We start from the raw sequence: 17,223 nt of genomic DNA, 5'->3' as shown, positions 1-17,223 counted from the left end.
CGTCATGCCCAACGGCGACGTCAAAGCCTGGCACAACGGAAGAGGATTCAGCCACATGCCCTGGGACGGCGACACCATCGTCGGCCTCGGCTTCACCAAGGACAACCTCCACTTCGCCGACCTCGACGGCGACCGAAAGGCCGAAATCATGGCCGTCATGCCCAACGGCGACGTCAAAGCCTGGCACAACGGAAGAGGATTCAGCCACATGCCCTGGGACGGCGACACCATCGTCGGCCTCGGCTTCACCAGCGACAACCTCCAGCTCGGCGATCTCGACGGCGACGGCAGAGCCGACATCGCCGCGGTCATGCCCAACGGCGACGTCAAAGCCTGGCACAACGGAAGAGGATTCAGCCACATGCCCTGGGACGGCGACACCGTCATCGGCCTCGGCTTCACCAAGGACAATTGCTGGCTCGTCTGAACCCTCAAAACCCTGAAGGTGGGCCGCCGAACCGGCGGCTCACCTTTATGTATTAATAACCGGATATTTCATTTCAACGCTTTCTCATGTGCACGCCAGATCGGCAGGTCAGGGCTTGCGTGGACCGACGGCGGAGCAGATAAACTCCGAGGGCGAAAACCGGCGGGCGGCCGATTCACCGAACGCGGATCCGGGGCTTCGGAAAAAAACAATGTGCCGTTTCCCGCGACAGCGGTCATTGTTGTGGCATGAATGCGATGGGGAACGTCACATGCGCTTCCTGATGCTGGGTCCGGTCGAGGTCCGGGCGGACGACCGTGTGGTGAATCTCGGTGGCGCCAAGCCCAAGGCGTTGCTGGTCGCGTTGACGCTGCAGCCCCGGCAGGTCGTGTCCATCGAGCGGCTCATCGCCCTCATCTGGGACGAGTCGCCGCCTCGGTCGGCCACGGCGCTGGTGCACACCTACGTCTCGTCGCTGCGCCGGGGATTCGCCTCGGTCGGACGGCAGTCGGTGCTCCTCACCCGTCCCCCCGGATACCTGCTGAACATCGAGCGAGCCGACAGCGACCTGGAGACCCACGACCGGCATCTCGACCTGGCCAGGCGATCGGAACGCCTTGGCGACCACTCCGAGGCCTTCCAGCACTACGAGCAGGCACTCGGGCTGTGGCGCGGTCCCGCGTTCGGCGGCGTCGACACGAGGTTCGCCCGCGCCAGGGCGTCTGCCATGGAAGAGGATCGGCTGACCGTCGAAGAAGGGCTGGCACGGTGCGAGCTGGCCCAGGGCAGGGCCGCGGAGAGCGCCTCACGCATGGCCCGGCTGACCACCGCGCACCCGTTGCGCGAGGAGGCCCGCGCGCTGCTGATGCGCGCGCTGTACGAAAGCGGCCGCCAGGCCGACGCCCTGGCCGTTTACCGGGAGGGCCGCAGGTGTCTGCGGGACGAACTGGGCGTCGAACCCGGTGAGAAGCTCAGGGAACTGCACGGTCAGGTGCTCCGCGGCAGGCTCGACTCGTTCGCGGCCGCCACCCGCGCCGCCGTGGAAACCCAAGGCGCGACTGCCACGAGGCGGCGCGCGGTCACCCCGAACCAGCACGTGGAGCAGTACACCGCTCCCCGGCACCTGCCTCCCGACATCGGCGACTTCATCGGACGCGCGGAACAGATGGACAGCCTGCGGCGGCTCGCCGAGCACGCCACCGCCGCCGCCTGCCGTACGGCGACGCCGACGGTGGTGATCTCGGGGTTCGGCGGGGTCGGGAAGTCGACGCTCGCCGTACACGCCGCTCATCTGCTGCGGGACGACTATCCAGACGGCCAGTTGTTCGCCGACCTGCGAGGGGCGGACCGCGATCTCGGCGTCCGGGACGTGCTGGGCCGCTTTCTGGGCGCGCTCGGCGTGTCGGGAGCCGAGCTGCCGGACACGACGGAGGACCGCGTCGAGCTGTACCGGCGCAAGGTCGCGGGCAGGAGCCTCGTGGTCGTCCTGGACAACGTCAGCGGCGAGTACCAGGTCCGCAAGTTGTTACCCGGGTCCCCGCGGTGCCTGGTGATCATCACGAGCCGATCCCGGCTGACCGGCCTCGAGGGCGCAGAACTGGTCGACCTGGGCTTCTTCTCCGTCGACACCTCACTGGAGATGCTCAGCACGATCATCGGCCCCGAACGGGTCGCGGCCGATCCGGCGGCGGCCGCGACCATTGCGCGATTGTGCGGAGGCATCCCGCTCGCGATCCGCGCGGCGGCCGCCAAGCTGCTGGCCCGACCGCACTGGCCGTTGCAGGCACTGGCGGACAGGCTGTCCGACGAGCGGCGCAGGCTGGACGAGCTGGCCGTGGGAGACGTGGCGATCAGATCGAGCCTCGGGCTCGACTACGCCGAGCTCGACGATCCGCATCGGCGCGCGTTCCACCTGCTCACCCTGCTTGACCTGCCCGACTTCGGATCCTGGCTGGCGGCGCCGCTGCTCGACGTCCCGCTCGACGACGCGGAGGACATCGTCGAGCACCTGGTGGACCTGCGGCTGCTGGACGTGGCGGGGGTCGACGCCATCGGACGGGTGCGCTACCGGTTTCACGAGCTGGTCCAGCTCTTCGGCGCCGAACAGGCCGCGGGCGAACCGGTCGACGAGGCTCTCAATCGCATGCTGGTCACCTGGATGTCGCTGGTCGAGATCGGTGCCCGCCGGCTGCCCGGGTGACCCTTGGGCCGCGGCGGTCGTCGGCTCCACGGACCGAGACGGACCAGGCCGGGACGGGACGGGACCGGGCGGGGTGGTTTCCGCGGACGGCACCCGGTGCGCCCGGTGGCGGGAATCACGGGAAAACCTCCCGGGCAACCCTTGATCAGCCTGATCGCGTTCGATTGACTTGACGCCGGAAGAGCAAGGTCAAGAAAACAGGGTGTCAACGGACAGAGGGGATCTGTCGGACAATGCACGTGCTTTTCATACCTGCTCCGGGAATCGGCCACGTGTTTCCCATGGTGCCACTCGCATGGGCCTTCCGCCTCTCAGGACACGAGGTCACCTTCGTCGCCGCGGGAAGCGGCCTGGCAGCCGGCGACGCGGGGCTGATCACCCTGGACGCCGTACCCGGTCTCACCACGGCGCACATAGTCGCCGGCCTCGCCGAGGCCGTGCCCGATCACCTCACCTCGACGCAGAACCTGGCCGCCAAGGAGATGGACAAGCTCATGCCGCTGGCCATCTCGATATGGGACCGCTACGTCGACGAGCACGTCAGACTCGCCGAGCGGGTCCGTCCCGATCTGGTGGTCTACGACCCCATGTTCACCGCGGGCCCGTTGGCCGCCGCCAAGCTGGGTGTGCCGTGCGTCGCGCACGCCTTCGGGATCGTCAGGTTCAGACCCGAGCACTTCCAGGAGCCACCCGCGAACGCGGCGTTCGTACGGCACGGCCTGCAGGTGCCCGACAGGATCGAGACGATCGACGTCGCACCGCCCAGCCTGCTGGAGGGGCCGCCGTCGAAGTGGACGATGCGCTACGTTCCCTACAACGGCGGCGGTGTGCTTCCCGACTGGCTGCTCGGCGAGAGCGACCGGCCCAGGATCGCGGTCACCCTGGGCACGGTGGTGCCGGAGACCCACGGGCTCGGTGAGTACACGCGGATCATCGAGGCGGCCGGGGCGGTGGACGCCGACTTCGTGATCGCCACGGGCGCCGAGGACACCTCGCAGTTCGGCGAGCTTCCGCCGAACGTGCGCGTGACGGGCTGGGTGCCGCTGGGCGCGCTGCTGCGCGGCAGTGCCGCGGCCATCCACCACGGCGGCGCGGGCACCGCGCTGACCTGCTCCGCGCTGGGCGTCCCCCAGCTCATCCTGCCCAACGGCGCCGACCGGAACATCAACGCCGACGCGTTGAGCGCCAGAGGCGGCGCGCTGAGCATGCGGGCCGAGGATCTGGACGCGTCGGCGATCGAAACGCTGCTGTCCGACCACGGCCTGCGCTCGGTCGCCGAGGAGGTCAGGAACGAGATCGAGTCCCTGCCGACCCCGGCGGAGCTGGTGCCCGAGCTGGAGAAGCTGTAGGAGCGCCTCCCGGTGACGGGCGGGCCGCGTCCGTGTGCGTGACGCGGCCCGCCCGTGGGTGGGCAGGGACGGGCAGGGGATGTCAGGACGGTCCGCCGGCGCGGACCTTCACCCACAGGGCGGGTGTCCTGGGCGGTTCCCAGCCCGGCAGGGACACATGGCGGGTCCGGCACCGGTAGGTGACGCCCTTGTGGGTGACCTGGTCGCCCACCGCGTAAGAGGTGTAGGGCTTCCACGCGGGGACGGCGCGCGGGGTGACGGTCAGGGTGTAGGTCGCCGAACGCGCGACCGTCCCGGTGGCCGTGACGGTGATCGGGTAGACGCCCGGCGGGGTGTTCGCGGACGTGGAGAGTGTGATCACGCTGGTGCTGTCGGTGTCGACGACGGGGGGATGAGCCGTCACGGTGACTCCGGCCGGGGCGCCGGTCGCGGAGACGGTGACCCGCTGGCGCTCCCCCGAGGTGGTCGTGGTGCTCAGGGTGGTCGTGGCCGCCCGCCCGGCCTCGACGGTCGAAGCGGGGGGCGCGAGCTGGACGGAGAAGTCGTCCACGCAGTCGGGCTCACCGGGGGCGGCCGTGACGGTGACGGCGTCCCAGGCGGCCTTGACCCGCCGTACCTCCTCGCATCCGGGATACAGGGCCAGCGCGGCTTGGACGGTGGCCTGACGGACCTTTGCGTAGGTCCAGGGCGCGGTCTTGAGATGGAGCCCGCTCATGAAGATCTCGGCGGCCTTGCGGAGTCCCACGCCGGTCACACCCTCGCCCGCGCACACCGGGCTGGCCGGTTTGCCGACGGGGTTGCTGCCTTCCGCGAGGAGGTAGAACCAGTGGTTCTGCACGCCCGCGGCCTGGTAGGGATCCTGGTCCGGCTGCGCGCTGTAGCACGCCTTGTCGCCCAGGGCGGCCGGGTCGTACATGTTGCGCAGCGGGCCGGGGCCGAGGAAGTCGACCTTCTCGCCCACCAGGTAGTCGGGCTCGTCGATCTCGGGCGGGTGGTTGACGTAGTGCTCGGTGAGCGTGCCGAAGACGTCGCCGGTCGACTCGTCGAGGGCGTACCCCTCCCAGCCTCCGCCGGAGCCGCCGCCACCGCCGCTCCCGGTGAACTGGAAGATCGCATGACCGAACTCGTGCCCGACCACGTCCAGGGAGCCGATCAGCTTGGTGCCCGCCACGTTACGGCCGATCTCGACCTCGCTGCCGCTCCAGGTGGCGTTGGGCTGCCTGTTCCCGACGAAGATCGGGAAGCCGTGGCCGTTGCCGTCGAAGCCGTCGCGGCCCAGCCACTCGCGCAGCATGTCCCATTCGTGCTGCGCCGCGAAAAGGGAGTCGACGCAGCTGGTCTCCATGTCGGTGGGCGAGGCGTTCCCCCAGTCGTCGTCGGCGCCGTCGATGGGAACGTTGTCGACCCTGCTGCACCTGAGGCCGGGGCGAACCGGGTCGATGAGGGTGTAGGCGCCGGGCGAGCCTGAGGTGTCGATGTGGACGGGGTCGCCGTTGTAGTAGCTGTGGCCGACGCCGTGGCGCACATCGTCCCACCGGTCGACGATCGAGCCGTCACGGGCGTCGACGTACACGTGGAGCCTGGCCTGGCCGTCCGTCGAGGCGCCGGTGACAACGCTCTCCCAGGTCAGACGGGGACGGACACCGGCGGCGTGCACCGTAAGGCGTGGCGCGCTCTGGCCGGTGACGGAGGTCAGCAGGTCCCGCGCGATGACGCGGGCCCGCTCCGCGGTGACGACCGGCGTGGTCTCGACACCGTCGAGGCCACTGCGCTGGCCGGTCACCGCGGCGGTGACCGCGGCGCCGCCGCGGTCGGTGGCGACGATCACGTCACCGCCGAAGACCGGCAGTCCCCGATATAGGCGCTTGTAGGTCAGGTACTGCAGGCCGCGCGGGCCGAAGGCGACGGCCGGGCGCTCAAAGGTGTCGCCGTCGCCGGTGTGGAGGGCGTCGGCCCGGTCGGTGAGGATCCGGTCGGCGGTGGCGAGCGCGCGGGCACGGGCGCGCTCGTCGGGGGGCGCGTACGGAGCGGGGGACGCCGCACCCGCCACCTGGGCCGCCGACGGGTTCGGCGGCGACGCGGTGACAGCCGCAAGGCGGCCGGGAGAGGCGGAGGCGGGCGGGGCCGCGTACAGCGTGCCGGCCGCCAGCGTCCCCGCCGCGAGTAACGCCACGGTACGCGTTCTGCTGTTCGATCTCACTGTCGATGACTCCTCTTGGGGTCCTGGGGGGAGGAGACCAGGAGCCGGACGGGCCGGGCTCACCTCAAGGTGGCATCGAAGATCGGATACGAGTAGCTAACACCTTGCCATGCGACGGCGTTATGCCTCTTTAGAGACACGCGGCGGAACGGCGTGCCGCGAGCGGGTCCCCGGGCCGGGCGAGGTGCCTCAGGAGACCAGGTTGGCGCCGAGGCCGCGCAGAACGTCCGCCGCCTGGGTGACGACGGCGTCGATCAGCTCCTCGCAGGAGGGCAGGTCGTCGATGAGGGCGACCACCTGGCCCGAGGCCATCACACCGAGGTCCGGTCTGCCGTCCACCATCGCCGCCTTGAGCAGCATGGGCGTGTTGGCCGCCATGAGGACCTGGGACCAGGTGAGCTCCTTGCCGTGTTTCATCGCCAGGCCGTCGCGGATCATGGCGGCCCATGACATGCCGGAGATGCGGCGGAACCCGGCGGCGTTGCGCACCGCGCGAGTCAGCCTGGACAGGCCGTTCGAGCGTTCCAGCGCGTTCACCAGCGGCGTGCGCAGCACCCGGTGCGGCATGCCGTCGACCTGCCGGGTGACCACGGTCTCCGAGGTGCCGAGATAGGTCCGCTTGACGGCGTCGGGCACCGAGCTGTCGGAGGTGAGCAGGAACCGGGTGCCCATGGCCACCCCCGCCGCGCCGTACGCGAGGGCGGCGGCCAGGCCACGGCCGTCGAAGAAGCCTCCCGCGGCGATCACCGGGATGTCGACCGCGTCGACCACCTGGGGCAGCAGCAGGGTGGTCGCCACAGCTCCGGTGTGACCGCCGCCCTCGCCGCCCTGGACGAGCACCGCGTCCGCGCCCCACGCCGCGACCTTCTCCGCGTGGCGGCGTGCCCCGACCGACGGGATGACCACGATCCCGGCGTCCTTCAGCCTGGCGATCAGCTCCTGGCGGGGGGCGAGGGCGAACGAGGCGACCTTCACCCGGTGCCTGATCAGCAGGTCGATGCGCTCGCCCGCGTCGGAGGCGTCCGCGCGCAGGTTGACCCCGAAGGGGGCGTCGGTGCGCGAGCGGACCTCCTCGATCGCGCCGGCGAGCTGAGGGAGGGTCATCGTGGCCGAGGCGAGGATGCCCAGGCCGCCCGCGTTCGCCACGGCCGAGACCAGCCGGGGGCCCGCGACCCAGCCCATGCCGGTCTGCACGACGGGGTGGCGGACTCCGGTGAGCCTGGTCAGCGGGGTGTCCAGCTTCTGATCGGTCATGTCAGCGCCTCCCGTCGCACGGTGCCTTCTGCGGGAACGTCTCCATCATGCCCGGACCTCTCCGTCCCCCCGGCCCTCCGTCGTGGAAGGCCCTCGGGCGGAACGCCGCGGTCATGCCCGGACCTCCCTGTCCCGCAGCGCCTTCGGGTCCAGCACCTCGCGGATCAGCCGCAGCTCCTCGTCGGACGGCCGCCGGGTCTCCGGCACGTCGCCGTCGATGACGAGCTCGAAGCCGGTGGCCGCGACGACCTGCTCGACCTCGACCCCGGGGTGGACGGAGACCAGCCGCATCGAGCCGTCGGGGGTGCCGAAGTCGAAGACTCCCAGGTCGGTCACCACCCGGCGCAGGCCGTGGAACCGGGATGCGTGCGCGCCCAGCTCCGCCGCGCGGTCGTAGCCGACACCGCTGACCACGTCCACCTTCGGCACGAACACCCGGGTCGACTGCCTGGGGATCCAGTAGCTGGTCGGGTTGCAGATCGTGTTGCCCGGGGCACCGCGCACACCGAGGAGCTGCGACGTCGGCCGCGCCCACTCGCCGACGGCGGAGATGTTGGTGTTGCCGTGCCTGTCGATCTGCGAGGCGCCCATCATCACGTGCCGCCTGCCGTTCTGCACCAGCCACAGGTGGTCACGGAACGGCATCCATCCCTCGACGGGACCGGCGGGCGCTCCGAACGGCACCGGCTCCGCGGTGAGCAGCGGACCGCCATCGGTGGTCAGCAGGCCCGGCTCGAAGGTGAGCCGGGCGAGCCTGGCGCCCAGAATCGAGCAGGTGCCCATCGCCGCGGCCAGGATCTCCCCGTCTCCGCGCCAGGCCTCCGCGCAGGCGACGACGCAGATCTCCGCACGGGTCGCGCTCATCGTCCCTCCTCCTCATGCCAGCGCCGTACCGCCTGCTGGTAGGCCATCTCGTCTCCTGAAAGGAACCGCTCGGTGAACGCCGCCCACGCCTGCGGGTCGGCCGCCGAGGTCGCGTAGTGGCGCTGGAACGCCTCGTCGCGGCCACCGTCAGAACCGTCGGCGGTGCCGCAGTCGGTGAAGTGGCCGCCGTTCGGGGTCTCCACGACCCCGGTGACGTGCATGCGGCTGACCAGCAGGGTCTGCGGCGGCCCTTCGAGCTTGCCCGGGTCGACCAGTCGCTCACAGCTCAGGTAGCAGCGGGCGGCGGCCTTGGCGAACAGGTCGTCCATGTACGGGTCGAGGCCGAGGTACTGGCCGTTGCCCCGGGTGTCGGCCCGGTCCAGGTGGAGTAGCGCCACGTCCAGCGTCAGCGCGGGCACCGCGACCAGTTCCTCTGTCTCGTCGTACGGCGAGCGGACCGTGCGCAGCCCCGGGTTGACCCGCATGACGTCGGAGCCGAGCCCGGCCCTGGTCGGCAGGAACGGCAGCCGGTGCGCGGCGGCGAGCAGGCCGAACATGAACATGCCCTCGTCGTACTCGGCGAACTCGATGGCCCCGCTCTGCCTGGCGGCCCTGAAGTGCGGTTCGAGGGGGATCGAGTCGAGCGTCACGAACGGGGCGACCACCTTGCGGACCTTGCCCGCCGCGCACAGCAGGCCCACGTCGGCCCCGCCGTACGACACGATGGTCAGGTCCGTGAGCGAGGAGCGGAAGATCGCCCTGACCAGGGCCATCGGCTTGCGCCGCGAACCCCAGCCACCGATCCCGATCGTCATGCCGCTCTCCAGCGATCCGACGATCTCCTCGATCGATGTCGTCTTGTTCGTCGTGTTCACCGGGCTCCCTCCGAGACGAAGGCGTCGCGGTGCCGGTCGCCCGCGCCCATCAGGTTGAGCTCGAAGGTGAAACCCTGCTCGAAGCGGTAACTGCGCTTGACGTCGATCGGGTCGATGCCGTTCAGCGCCTCCTTGGCCCTCCTGATGACGTAGGGGTCCTTGCCCGCGATCTGGGAGGCGACCTCGAAGGCGGCCTCGCGCAGCCGGTCGCGCGGGACGACCTCGAGCACCGAGCCGAAGTCGTGCAGCTCGGCGGCGGTGACGTTGCGGCAGGTGTAGACCATGGCACGCATCAGCTGCTGGGGAACCAGCCGGGCCAGGTGCGTGGCCGCGCCGAGCGCTCCCCTGTCGACCTCGGGCAGGCCGAAGTAGGCGTCCTCAGCGGCGACCACGATGTCGGCGTTGCCCGCCAGGCCGACGCCGCCGCCAAGGCAGAACCCGTGCACGGCGGCGATGACCGGGACCTCGCACTCGTAGACCGCGGCGAACGCCGCGTAGCAGCCGCGGTTGGCCCCGACCAGCGCGTCGTGCCCCGTGCTCGCCTGCATCTCCTTGATGTCGACTCCGGCGTTGAAGCCCCGGCCCTCGGCGCGCAGCACCACGACGTGCGTCCGCGGGTCACGCCCCGCCTCCCGCACGGCCCGCGCAAGCTCGAACCAGCCCGCGACGGTCAACGCGTTGACCGGGGGCGCGTCGACGACGACCTCGGCGATGCCACCACCGTGGTTCCTGGTGGAGATTCCCATACGCTACCTTTCCACCAAACATTTGTTAGAAATAAACGTAGCAGACGGGGTGGCCTCCTGACCTCCCCCGGATCCCGGTCGTCATCATCGTCAACGAGCCGTCGGCGGCGAGTCGCCAGCGAGGAGAGCTGAGAATGATCTGCAAGGACCGCGTCGTCATCGTGACCGGCGCAGGACGCGGCCTCGGCCGCGCGCACGCCCTGGAGTTCGCCAGGCAGGGCGCCAAGGTCGTGGTCAACGACCTCGGCGTGAGCGCGGCCGGCGAGGGCGACTCCGAGGGGCCCGCCCAGGAGGTGGCCGCGGAGATCCGCGCGCTGGGCGGGGAGGCGGTCGCCGACGGCTCGGACATCGCGACGGACGGCGGGGCGCGGCGGCTGGTCTCCACCGCGCTGAAGGCCTTCGGCGGCCTGGACGTGCTGGTCAACAACGCCGGATTCCTGCGCGACCGCATGCTGGTGAACATGTCGGAGGAGGAGTGGGACGCGGTGATGCGTGTCCACCTCAAGGGCCACTTCCTGCCGCTGAAGCACGCCGGGCTGCACTGGCGGGCCGAGGTGAAGGCGGGCCGCCCGGTGGACGCCCGGGTGATCAACACCTCGTCCGGAGCGGGCCTGCTCGGCAGCGTGGGGCAGGGCAACTACTCCGCGGCCAAGGCGGGCATCGTGGGTCTCACCCTGGTCGCCGCCGCCGAGCTGGGCCGGTACGGCGTGACCGTCAACGCGATCGCCCCCGCCGCCCGCACCAGGATGACCGAGCAGGTGTTCGCGGCCACGATGGCGGCCCCGCAGGAGGGCGCCTTCGACGCGATGGCGCCGGAGAACGTCTCCCCGCTGGTCGCCTGGCTCGGCTCAACCGAGTCCCGGGACGTGACCGGGCGGGTCTTCGAGGTCGAGGGGGGAAAGATCTGTGTGATGGAGGGCTTCCGGCACGGGCCGTCCTCCGACATCGGTGCCCGCTGGAACGCCGCCGACCTCGGCCCCGAGATCGCCGGCCTGCTGCGCGAGACCACCCCGCCGGAGCCCGTCTACGGCGCCTGACCCGGCCGCGGGCCCGGCGAGGCACCGGTCGCGGCGCTTTCCCCGGGCGCGGCGGCCGGTGTCATGTCAGCTCGCGGAGATGGGTGCGTTGCCCCTCGTGATCGAGGACGCACAGTATCTCCGCCGGGCCGTCGTCGGTCCCGAAGGCGTGGGGGATCATGGTGGAGAACTCGGCCGCCTGGCCGGCCTCGACCCTGATGGTCCGCTCCCCGAGCAGCAGTGTGAGGGTTCCCGACAGGACCGTGAACCAGTCCCTTCCGGGATGAACCTTCAGCTCGTCGACGCCGCGCCGGACCGGTTTGGTGATGCGCATCTTGGCCACGGTCACGTCGTGCGGCCCGCTCTGCCGGCTCAGCATCCAGGTGGTCACCCCCCTCGACGCGTCGTGCCGCGGCCTGATCACCACGTCCTCGTCGTCGACGGCCTCGACCAGTTGGTCGATGCTGGTGCCCAACGCCCTGGCGATCGAGCTGAGCTGGTCGAGGCTGATCCGCCGATGGCCCGTCTCGATGCGGCTCAGCGTGGAGGGGCTCAGGTAGCACCGGGCGGCCAGATCGTCGAGCGACCAGCCCTGGGCCACGCGCAGTCCCCTGATCCGCTTGCGCACCAGGCCGTCGAGGTCTCCGTCTTGCTTCATACGCAAGATGGTATGTCAATGGCGCAAGCTCCCCATAGGGTTCCAACCATGGGAAATCACCACCATCATCACCAGCACTCCGCAGCCGAGCACGACGGGGCGGCCATGGCCGAGCTCCTGGACCTGGAGGCGGAGGTCCTGCACTCGTACCTGTCCGAGGTGACGGCCTGGATCCACGAGCTGACCTCGGATCTGCCTCCCCGCCGGATCCTCGACCTGGGCAGCGGAACCGGAGCAGGCATCCTGACCCTGCTCCGGCGCTTCGAGGAGGCCGACGGGATCGCCCTGGACGTCGACGAGCACATGTTGCACCGCCTCGGCGGCAAAGCTCGCGATCTGGGCATGGACCACCGGGTCCGCACCGTCCAGGCGGACCTGGACGTGGCGTGGCCGGCCGTCGGCACCGTCGAGCTGGCCTGGGCGTCCGCCTCCCTCCACCACATGGCGGATCCCGACCGCGTCCTCACCGAGGTCTTCTCCTCGCTGCGCCCCGGCGGGCTCCTGGCCGTGCTCGAAATGGACTCCCTCCCGTTGCCGCGTTTCCTGCCCGACGACCTCGGCCTCGGCAGGCCCGGACTCGAAGCGCGCTGCCGCGCCCTCCTGGCCGAGACACTGGCCGACCGGCTGCCGCATCTCGACTCCGGCTGGGGCGCGCGCCTGGCCGGAGCCGGCTTCGCCGTCGAGGCCGAGCGGACCTTCGCCATCGACCTGAAGCCTCCGCTCCCCGCCTCGACCGGCCGTTACGCCCAGGCGACCCTGCGGCGCATCCGCTCCGGCCTCGGCGACCGGATGAGCGCCGACGATCTGGCCACGCTCGACATCCTCGTCGACGACGACGGCCCCGGCAGCGTCCTGCGTCGCGACGACCTCACCGTCCGCGCCACAAGGACCGTGTGGATGGCCAGAAGGCCGTGACCGGCGGGCCGGTGGCCGCGTGGTCGTGCCCGCGGCCTCGACGTCGTGGCGGTGTCCGACGCGTCTCCTCCCGGTGAGCGGGAAACGAGAAGGTCGAAGCGGGTGAGCCCGCGTTAGCGTCACCGCATGCTCACCCAGGACCGACGCCGTGAGGCAGCCGACAGGCTGCTGACGGCCGAACTCGACCGTGCGCCGATCGCACCGCTCACCGAAACCTTCGACGGCATCGACGTGGTCGACGCCTACGAGATCCAGCTCGTCAACATCGGCCGCCGGCTCACCGCGGGGGCCGTCGTGCACGGCCACAAGGTGGGGCTGTCGTCCAAGGCGATGCAGGAGATGATGGGCGTCGACGAGCCCGACTACGGTCACCTGCTGGACGACATGGCCCTGCGCGAGGACGTCCCGGTGCCGGTGGGGCGCTACTGCTACCCCCGGGTCGAGGTCGAGGTCGGCTTCGTGCTCGGCGACGATCTGCCAGGCGACGGATGCACCGAGACGGACGTGCTCGCGGCGACCGCCCGTGTGGTGCCCGCCCTCGAACTCATCGACAGCAGAATCCGCGACTGGCGGATCGGGCTGGCCGACACCATCGCCGACAACGCCTCCTCCGCCGGTTACGTGATCGGGGAGGGCATCTCGCCGGAGGGGCTCGACCTGACCGGCATCGTCGCCACCCTCCGCCGTGACGGCGAGGTCGTCGCCCAGGGCCGCTCCGACGCCGTACTCGGCAACCCGGTCACCTCCGTCGCCTGGCTGGCGCGCAAGGTCGCGGGCTTCGGCGTACGGCTGCGCGCCGGGCACGTGATCCTGCCCGGCTCCTGCACCCGCGCGATCGACGTGGCCGCGGGCCAGACCTTCACCGCCGACTTCACCGGCCTCGGCTCGGTCTCACTGAGCTTCACTTGAGGGTGTACGGCAGGGCAGCCATGCCGGCGCCGCTCACGACGTCGCCTTGCCGGCCCGGGATGTCGTCCATTCGTGACGCTCGACCAGGATGAGGGCGAGGGCAACGAGCCGGTGTGCCCGGTCACCGACTCGGCAGAGGCCCACGGCGATCACAGCCTGAAGCACGGGCGCACGAAGGAGAGCCGGGAGGTTCCGGGGCTGCGCGCTAATCAGGGTGGGTCTCGGCCTGCTTGGAGGCGACTCGTGCCTGGATGCCCTGGAGGACGTGATGCGTCGCACGGATGGAGCCTTCCTGCCAGCCGTTGATGTGGCTCATGTGCTCGCCCGCGAACCAGTACGGCCCGTCCGGCGGCAGAAGCACGGGGTAGACGTCGCGGCGCGCGTCCGGGTCGTCACCCCACTCGGCCCACGCTCCGCCCTGGAACGGCACATTGGACCATGCGACGGAGACGGGGCGCTGAACCAGACCACGGTAGCCGGGGAACAGGTGCTCGCCGTCGGCGATCGCCGCGGCGGCGCGCTGCGCGGGGGTCATCGCCGAGAAGGACCTCCCGATGTCACTCGTCCAGATATAGGAGCCGACAAGGATGCCTTTGCGTCCGTGAATATCCGAACTCGGGTACCACATCTGGGTGATGTCGCGGTTGGTCCATGAGATGCCGCCGTAGATCTGATGATCCTGCTCCCACCATCGTCGCTCCGACTGAAACGCGACCTTGACAGCGGGGATGTAGAGGTTGGCGCCCGCTTCCACGGCCCATTTCACCTTGGGCGAGAAATCGCTGTCGATGGCGCCGACGACCGGCAGGGGAACCGTCACGATCACATGATCGGCCTCCCAGGCCTGCACTCGCCGGGTGACACGGTCACGCCAGGTGACACGAGCACCGGACCCCGACCGCTGGAGCTTCGTCACCTGCGCGTTGAGCGTGATGAACTGCCGGGTCCGCTGGTGGAAGGCGCGCGCGACGGCGTCCATGCCGCCTGTCGGCTCCATGACGGTAGCCTGCTGGTCGTAACGCTCACCGAATATCACGCGCCACGGCATCGTCGTGCCTTTGGCGATCTCGACGAGGTCGAGCGGCTCAAGAACGCGGCCCGGCGTGGGTCCTCCCGGCGGCTCCGCGTACCCGGCACTCGACGACCCGCGGTACCGGTAATCCTCGTCGAGCCCGCCGAGAGTCTGGACGAAGTCACGCACACGGGCGAGATCCTCTTCCGAGATCCGACGGTCCAGGTCGTGACGGAGTGCGCGCGCCGCGAGTTCCGCGACCGCTCCCCGCGTATCGTTGATCACACGGCGAGCGCGCTGCGGCTGTCCGCCGAACGCCTCGGTATCGTGAAAATAGGCATTGCGATTGTCATTGACAATCACCTGCAGAGGGACTCCCAGATCGCGGCAGTACCCGAGAATCGCCTCGTGATGATGAGGTATCCGCGCGGGTCCCGCATTGAAGTAGAGGCGCGGATCCCGGTCCCAGTTGACAGGCTGGGTCGAACCGTTCTCGACAACGGTGTCTCCGCCGCGGTAGGTCCTGATTCGGCCACCGACTCGGTCCTGCGCCTCGAAGACCCGCACCTCGTATTGCGCGGCCGAGAGTTCGAGCGCGGCGACCATGCCGGAGATACCGGCGCCGATCACCGCGACCTTGACGCCCCGCCCACCGCCGCGCTGGGTGAGGTCCGGCCGACCGGCATAGGCCTCCGGCACGGGTAGCAGCCCCATCGCCGTCAGCGTCCCGTACGCGGCTCCCACGCCACCGGCGCGGCCGACCAGGTTCACGAACGCCCGGCGTGTTAATGGGTCACCGTGCATGTGCCCTCCAATACAGGGGGTGGGTGCATCGGGTTTGGGGAAGTATCCACCAATTGCGGAGGATGTTACATGGGACTCCCCTTTCATACTTACTTTCTGGATGACCAACATTGACATTTGAATGTAGCGCTCCTGTCATGCCTCATGGCAGCCGTCGCGTATTATGCGCTGCGCGCTTTTGAGGCTCGGCCCCCGGTGCTCGGCGGGCCGAGAAACAGGGGTGGTAACTCGTGCGGCCCGGAGCCGGGCCGCGCGGAATCCGTCGTCAGGTCCTCAGAAGCTGGGTTTTCTGTATTTTGCCGCTCGCGTTGCGCGGGAATTCGGCCACGACGACGACCTCGCGCGGCACCTTGAAGTTGGCGAGCCTGCCCCGGCAGTAGGCGATGAGCGTCTCCGGGGTGAGATCGGCCCCCGGGCGGACCGTGACGTAGGCTCTGCCGACCTCGCCGAGCCGCGCGTCGGAGACACCGACGACGGCGGCCTCCGCGACTCCGTCGTGCTGGGCGAGCACCTGCTCGATCTCGGCCGGGTAGACGTTGAAACCGCCGACCACGAACATGTCCTTCGAACGTCCGGTGATCGTCAGGTTGCCCCGTTCGTCGAGGCGGCCGAGGTCGCCGGTGAACAGCCAGCCGTCCCTGACCGTCTCGGCCGTCGCCTTCTCGTCGTCGAGGTAGCCCAGCATCACGTTGTGGCCCCGGACGAGGATCTCGCCGTCCTGTCCGGCCGGTACCGGGTCGCCGTGGCCGTCGACCAGTTTCACCTCGACCCCCTCGATGGGCTTTCCCGAGGTGGTGGCCACGGTCGCGTCGTCGTCCTGGAGGGAGCACGAGGTGACCGTGCCGCACGACTCGGTGAGCCCGTAGGCGGTGATCACCTGCGGGAACAGCTCGGCCCGCATCCGCCGTACCAGGGCGATGGGCACCGTCGACGAGCCCGTCACGGCCAGGCGCAGCGACGACAGGTCGAACCGGGGACGGCGCGGCGCGTCGAGCATCGAGGTGTAGACGGTCGGCGCCCCCGGCAGGACGGTGATCCGCTCGGCCTCGACCAACCGCATCGTCTCCTCCACCTCGAACACCGGCTGGAGCACCATCGTGACCCCGCGCATCAGGCAGGCGAGCACCCCCGCCTTGTAGCCGAAACAGTGGAAGAGCGGGTTGACGATGAGATACCGGTCGCCCTCTGCGACCCCGGTCCGGCCGCACCACGCCTCGTAGGTCCGGACATTCTGGCCGTGCGTGCACATGGCTCCCTTGGGCCTGCCCGTCGTGCCGGAGGTGAACAACACGTCCGCGACGTCGTCCGGGGTCACCGACGCAGAACGCGCCAGCGCCTCCTCATCGGGCACCAGGGCTCCCCTGGCCAGGAACTCCGCCCAGCCCGTCACACCGCGGCCGTCCGCGGCGTCGAACGTGACCACGGTTCCGAGGGAGGGCAGGCCCGGCACGAGCGGCCCGTCCCCGTCACCGGTGCCCACCCCCAGCATGGCCAGGTAGCCGTTGCCGAGGAAGCCGTCCTCGACGAAGAGCATCCGCGCGCCGCTCCCGGCGAGCGGCCAGCGCGCCTCGTCGCCCTTGTAACGGGTGTTGATCGGCACCAGGACCGCTCCGGCGCAGAGCGCGCCCAGCGCGGTCACCACCCACCGCGGGCCGTTGGGCGCCCAGATCGCGATCCTGTCCCCCTTCGCGACGCCGGAGGCGACGAAGGCTCTCGTCACCGCGCGGACCCGCTCGTCCAGCTCGGAGTAGGTCAGCCGAACCGGACCGTCGACGAGAGCCTCGGCGTTCGGGAAGTCGCGGACTGCGCGTTCCAGTACGCCGGGAATCGTCAATGCGTGCTGCTTGCTCATTGAAACTCCTTAAGCGTGGAGACCCGGTCCTTCAGGGCCGGGAGGAAACGCGGCACGACGCCGCAGGTTTCGGCAATGTGTTCGGCGGCGGCGATGACCAAGCCGCCACCCGCACGATCGGCTCCACCCTCGCCGCCGGGCC

14 protein-coding genes are annotated in these 17,223 nt (G+C 70.1%); 6 read left to right on the top strand and 8 right to left on the bottom strand.

Going from position 1 to position 17,223, the window contains the following annotated elements; translation table 11 throughout:
* The 3 genes from AB0395_RS43065 to AB0395_RS43055 all read left to right on the top strand — a co-directional run.
* A partial coding sequence (locus tag AB0395_RS43065; RefSeq protein ID WP_366292520.1) for a VCBS repeat-containing protein occupies positions 1–427 on the top strand: 427 nt, incomplete at its 5' end.
* A gap of 271 nt (positions 428–698) precedes the next feature.
* The gene (locus tag AB0395_RS43060) at positions 699–2,627 is read left to right on the top strand and encodes a BTAD domain-containing putative transcriptional regulator (protein WP_366292517.1); all 1,929 of its coding nucleotides are present in this window, start codon (positions 699–701) and stop codon (positions 2,625–2,627) included.
* Positions 2,628–2,908: 281 nt separating this feature from the next.
* Positions 2,909–3,976 carry a nucleotide disphospho-sugar-binding domain-containing protein gene (locus tag AB0395_RS43055; protein ID WP_366292514.1) on the top strand — a complete coding sequence of 356 codons (1,068 nt, stop codon included), beginning with the start codon at positions 2,909–2,911 and terminating at the stop codon, positions 3,974–3,976.
* An 82-nt stretch (positions 3,977–4,058) separates the two neighbouring features.
* Here the strand turns inward: AB0395_RS43055 and AB0395_RS43050 are convergent, their stop codons facing one another.
* The 5 genes from AB0395_RS43050 to AB0395_RS43030 form a co-directional block, all read right to left on the bottom strand.
* Positions 4,059–6,149, bottom strand: a complete 2,091-nt coding sequence (locus tag AB0395_RS43050; RefSeq protein WP_366292511.1) for a M4 family metallopeptidase — start codon at positions 6,147–6,149, stop codon at positions 4,059–4,061.
* A 216-nt stretch (positions 6,150–6,365) separates the two neighbouring features.
* Positions 6,366–7,430 carry a nitronate monooxygenase gene (locus tag AB0395_RS43045; protein ID WP_366292508.1) on the bottom strand — a complete coding sequence of 355 codons (1,065 nt, stop codon included), beginning with the start codon at positions 7,428–7,430 and terminating at the stop codon, positions 6,366–6,368.
* 111 nt (positions 7,431–7,541) lie between these two features.
* Positions 7,542–8,294: a CoA-transferase gene (locus AB0395_RS43040; protein ID WP_366292505.1), complete on the bottom strand. Its 753-nt coding sequence runs from the start codon at positions 8,292–8,294 to the stop codon at positions 7,542–7,544.
* Positions 8,291–9,169, bottom strand: a complete 879-nt coding sequence (locus AB0395_RS43035) for a CoA-transferase (protein ID WP_366292502.1) — start codon at positions 9,167–9,169, stop codon at positions 8,291–8,293. Before AB0395_RS43035 ends, AB0395_RS43040 begins: the two co-directional genes overlap by 4 nt.
* Complete coding sequence (locus AB0395_RS43030) at positions 9,166–9,915, bottom strand: enoyl-CoA hydratase family protein (RefSeq protein ID WP_366292499.1); 750 nt, start codon at positions 9,913–9,915, stop codon at positions 9,166–9,168. Before AB0395_RS43030 ends, AB0395_RS43035 begins: the two co-directional genes overlap by 4 nt.
* 134 nt (positions 9,916–10,049) lie before the next feature.
* On the opposite strand from AB0395_RS43030, the gene AB0395_RS43025 reads away from it, so the two are divergent.
* Positions 10,050–10,952 carry an SDR family oxidoreductase gene (locus AB0395_RS43025; protein WP_366292496.1) on the top strand — a complete coding sequence of 301 codons (903 nt, stop codon included), beginning with the start codon at positions 10,050–10,052 and terminating at the stop codon, positions 10,950–10,952.
* Between the two features lie 61 nt (positions 10,953–11,013).
* On the opposite strand, the gene AB0395_RS43020 is transcribed toward AB0395_RS43025, so the two are convergent.
* Positions 11,014–11,589: a helix-turn-helix domain-containing protein gene (locus AB0395_RS43020; protein WP_366292493.1), complete on the bottom strand. Its 576-nt coding sequence runs from the start codon at positions 11,587–11,589 to the stop codon at positions 11,014–11,016.
* A gap of 48 nt (positions 11,590–11,637) precedes the next feature.
* Between AB0395_RS43020 and AB0395_RS43015 the strand changes: the two genes are divergently transcribed.
* Complete coding sequence (locus AB0395_RS43015; RefSeq protein WP_366292491.1) at positions 11,638–12,504, top strand: methyltransferase domain-containing protein; 867 nt, start codon at positions 11,638–11,640, stop codon at positions 12,502–12,504.
* A gap of 126 nt (positions 12,505–12,630) precedes the next feature.
* Positions 12,631–13,413 (top strand): 2-keto-4-pentenoate hydratase, encoded by a 783-nt coding sequence (locus AB0395_RS43010; RefSeq protein ID WP_366292488.1) that lies wholly within the window; start codon positions 12,631–12,633, stop codon positions 13,411–13,413.
* A gap of 205 nt (positions 13,414–13,618) precedes the next feature.
* On the opposite strand, the gene AB0395_RS43005 is transcribed toward AB0395_RS43010, so the two are convergent.
* On the bottom strand, positions 13,619–15,196 hold the full coding sequence (locus AB0395_RS43005) for an FAD-dependent oxidoreductase (protein WP_366292486.1): 1,578 nt from the start codon (positions 15,194–15,196) through the stop codon (positions 13,619–13,621).
* 298 nt (positions 15,197–15,494) lie between these two features.
* Entirely contained in the window at positions 15,495–17,081 is a 1,587-nt protein-coding gene (locus tag AB0395_RS43000; RefSeq protein WP_366292484.1) for a FadD3 family acyl-CoA ligase, read from the bottom strand.
* Between the last annotated feature and the right edge of the window lie 142 nt (positions 17,082–17,223).

Source organism: Streptosporangium sp. NPDC051023 (assembly GCF_040689595.1).
In the GTDB taxonomy this organism is placed as follows: domain Bacteria; phylum Actinomycetota; class Actinomycetes; order Streptosporangiales; family Streptosporangiaceae; genus Streptosporangium.
The sequence above is the reverse complement of the archived record's forward strand: the minus strand, read 5'-3'. Positions and strand labels throughout refer to the sequence as shown.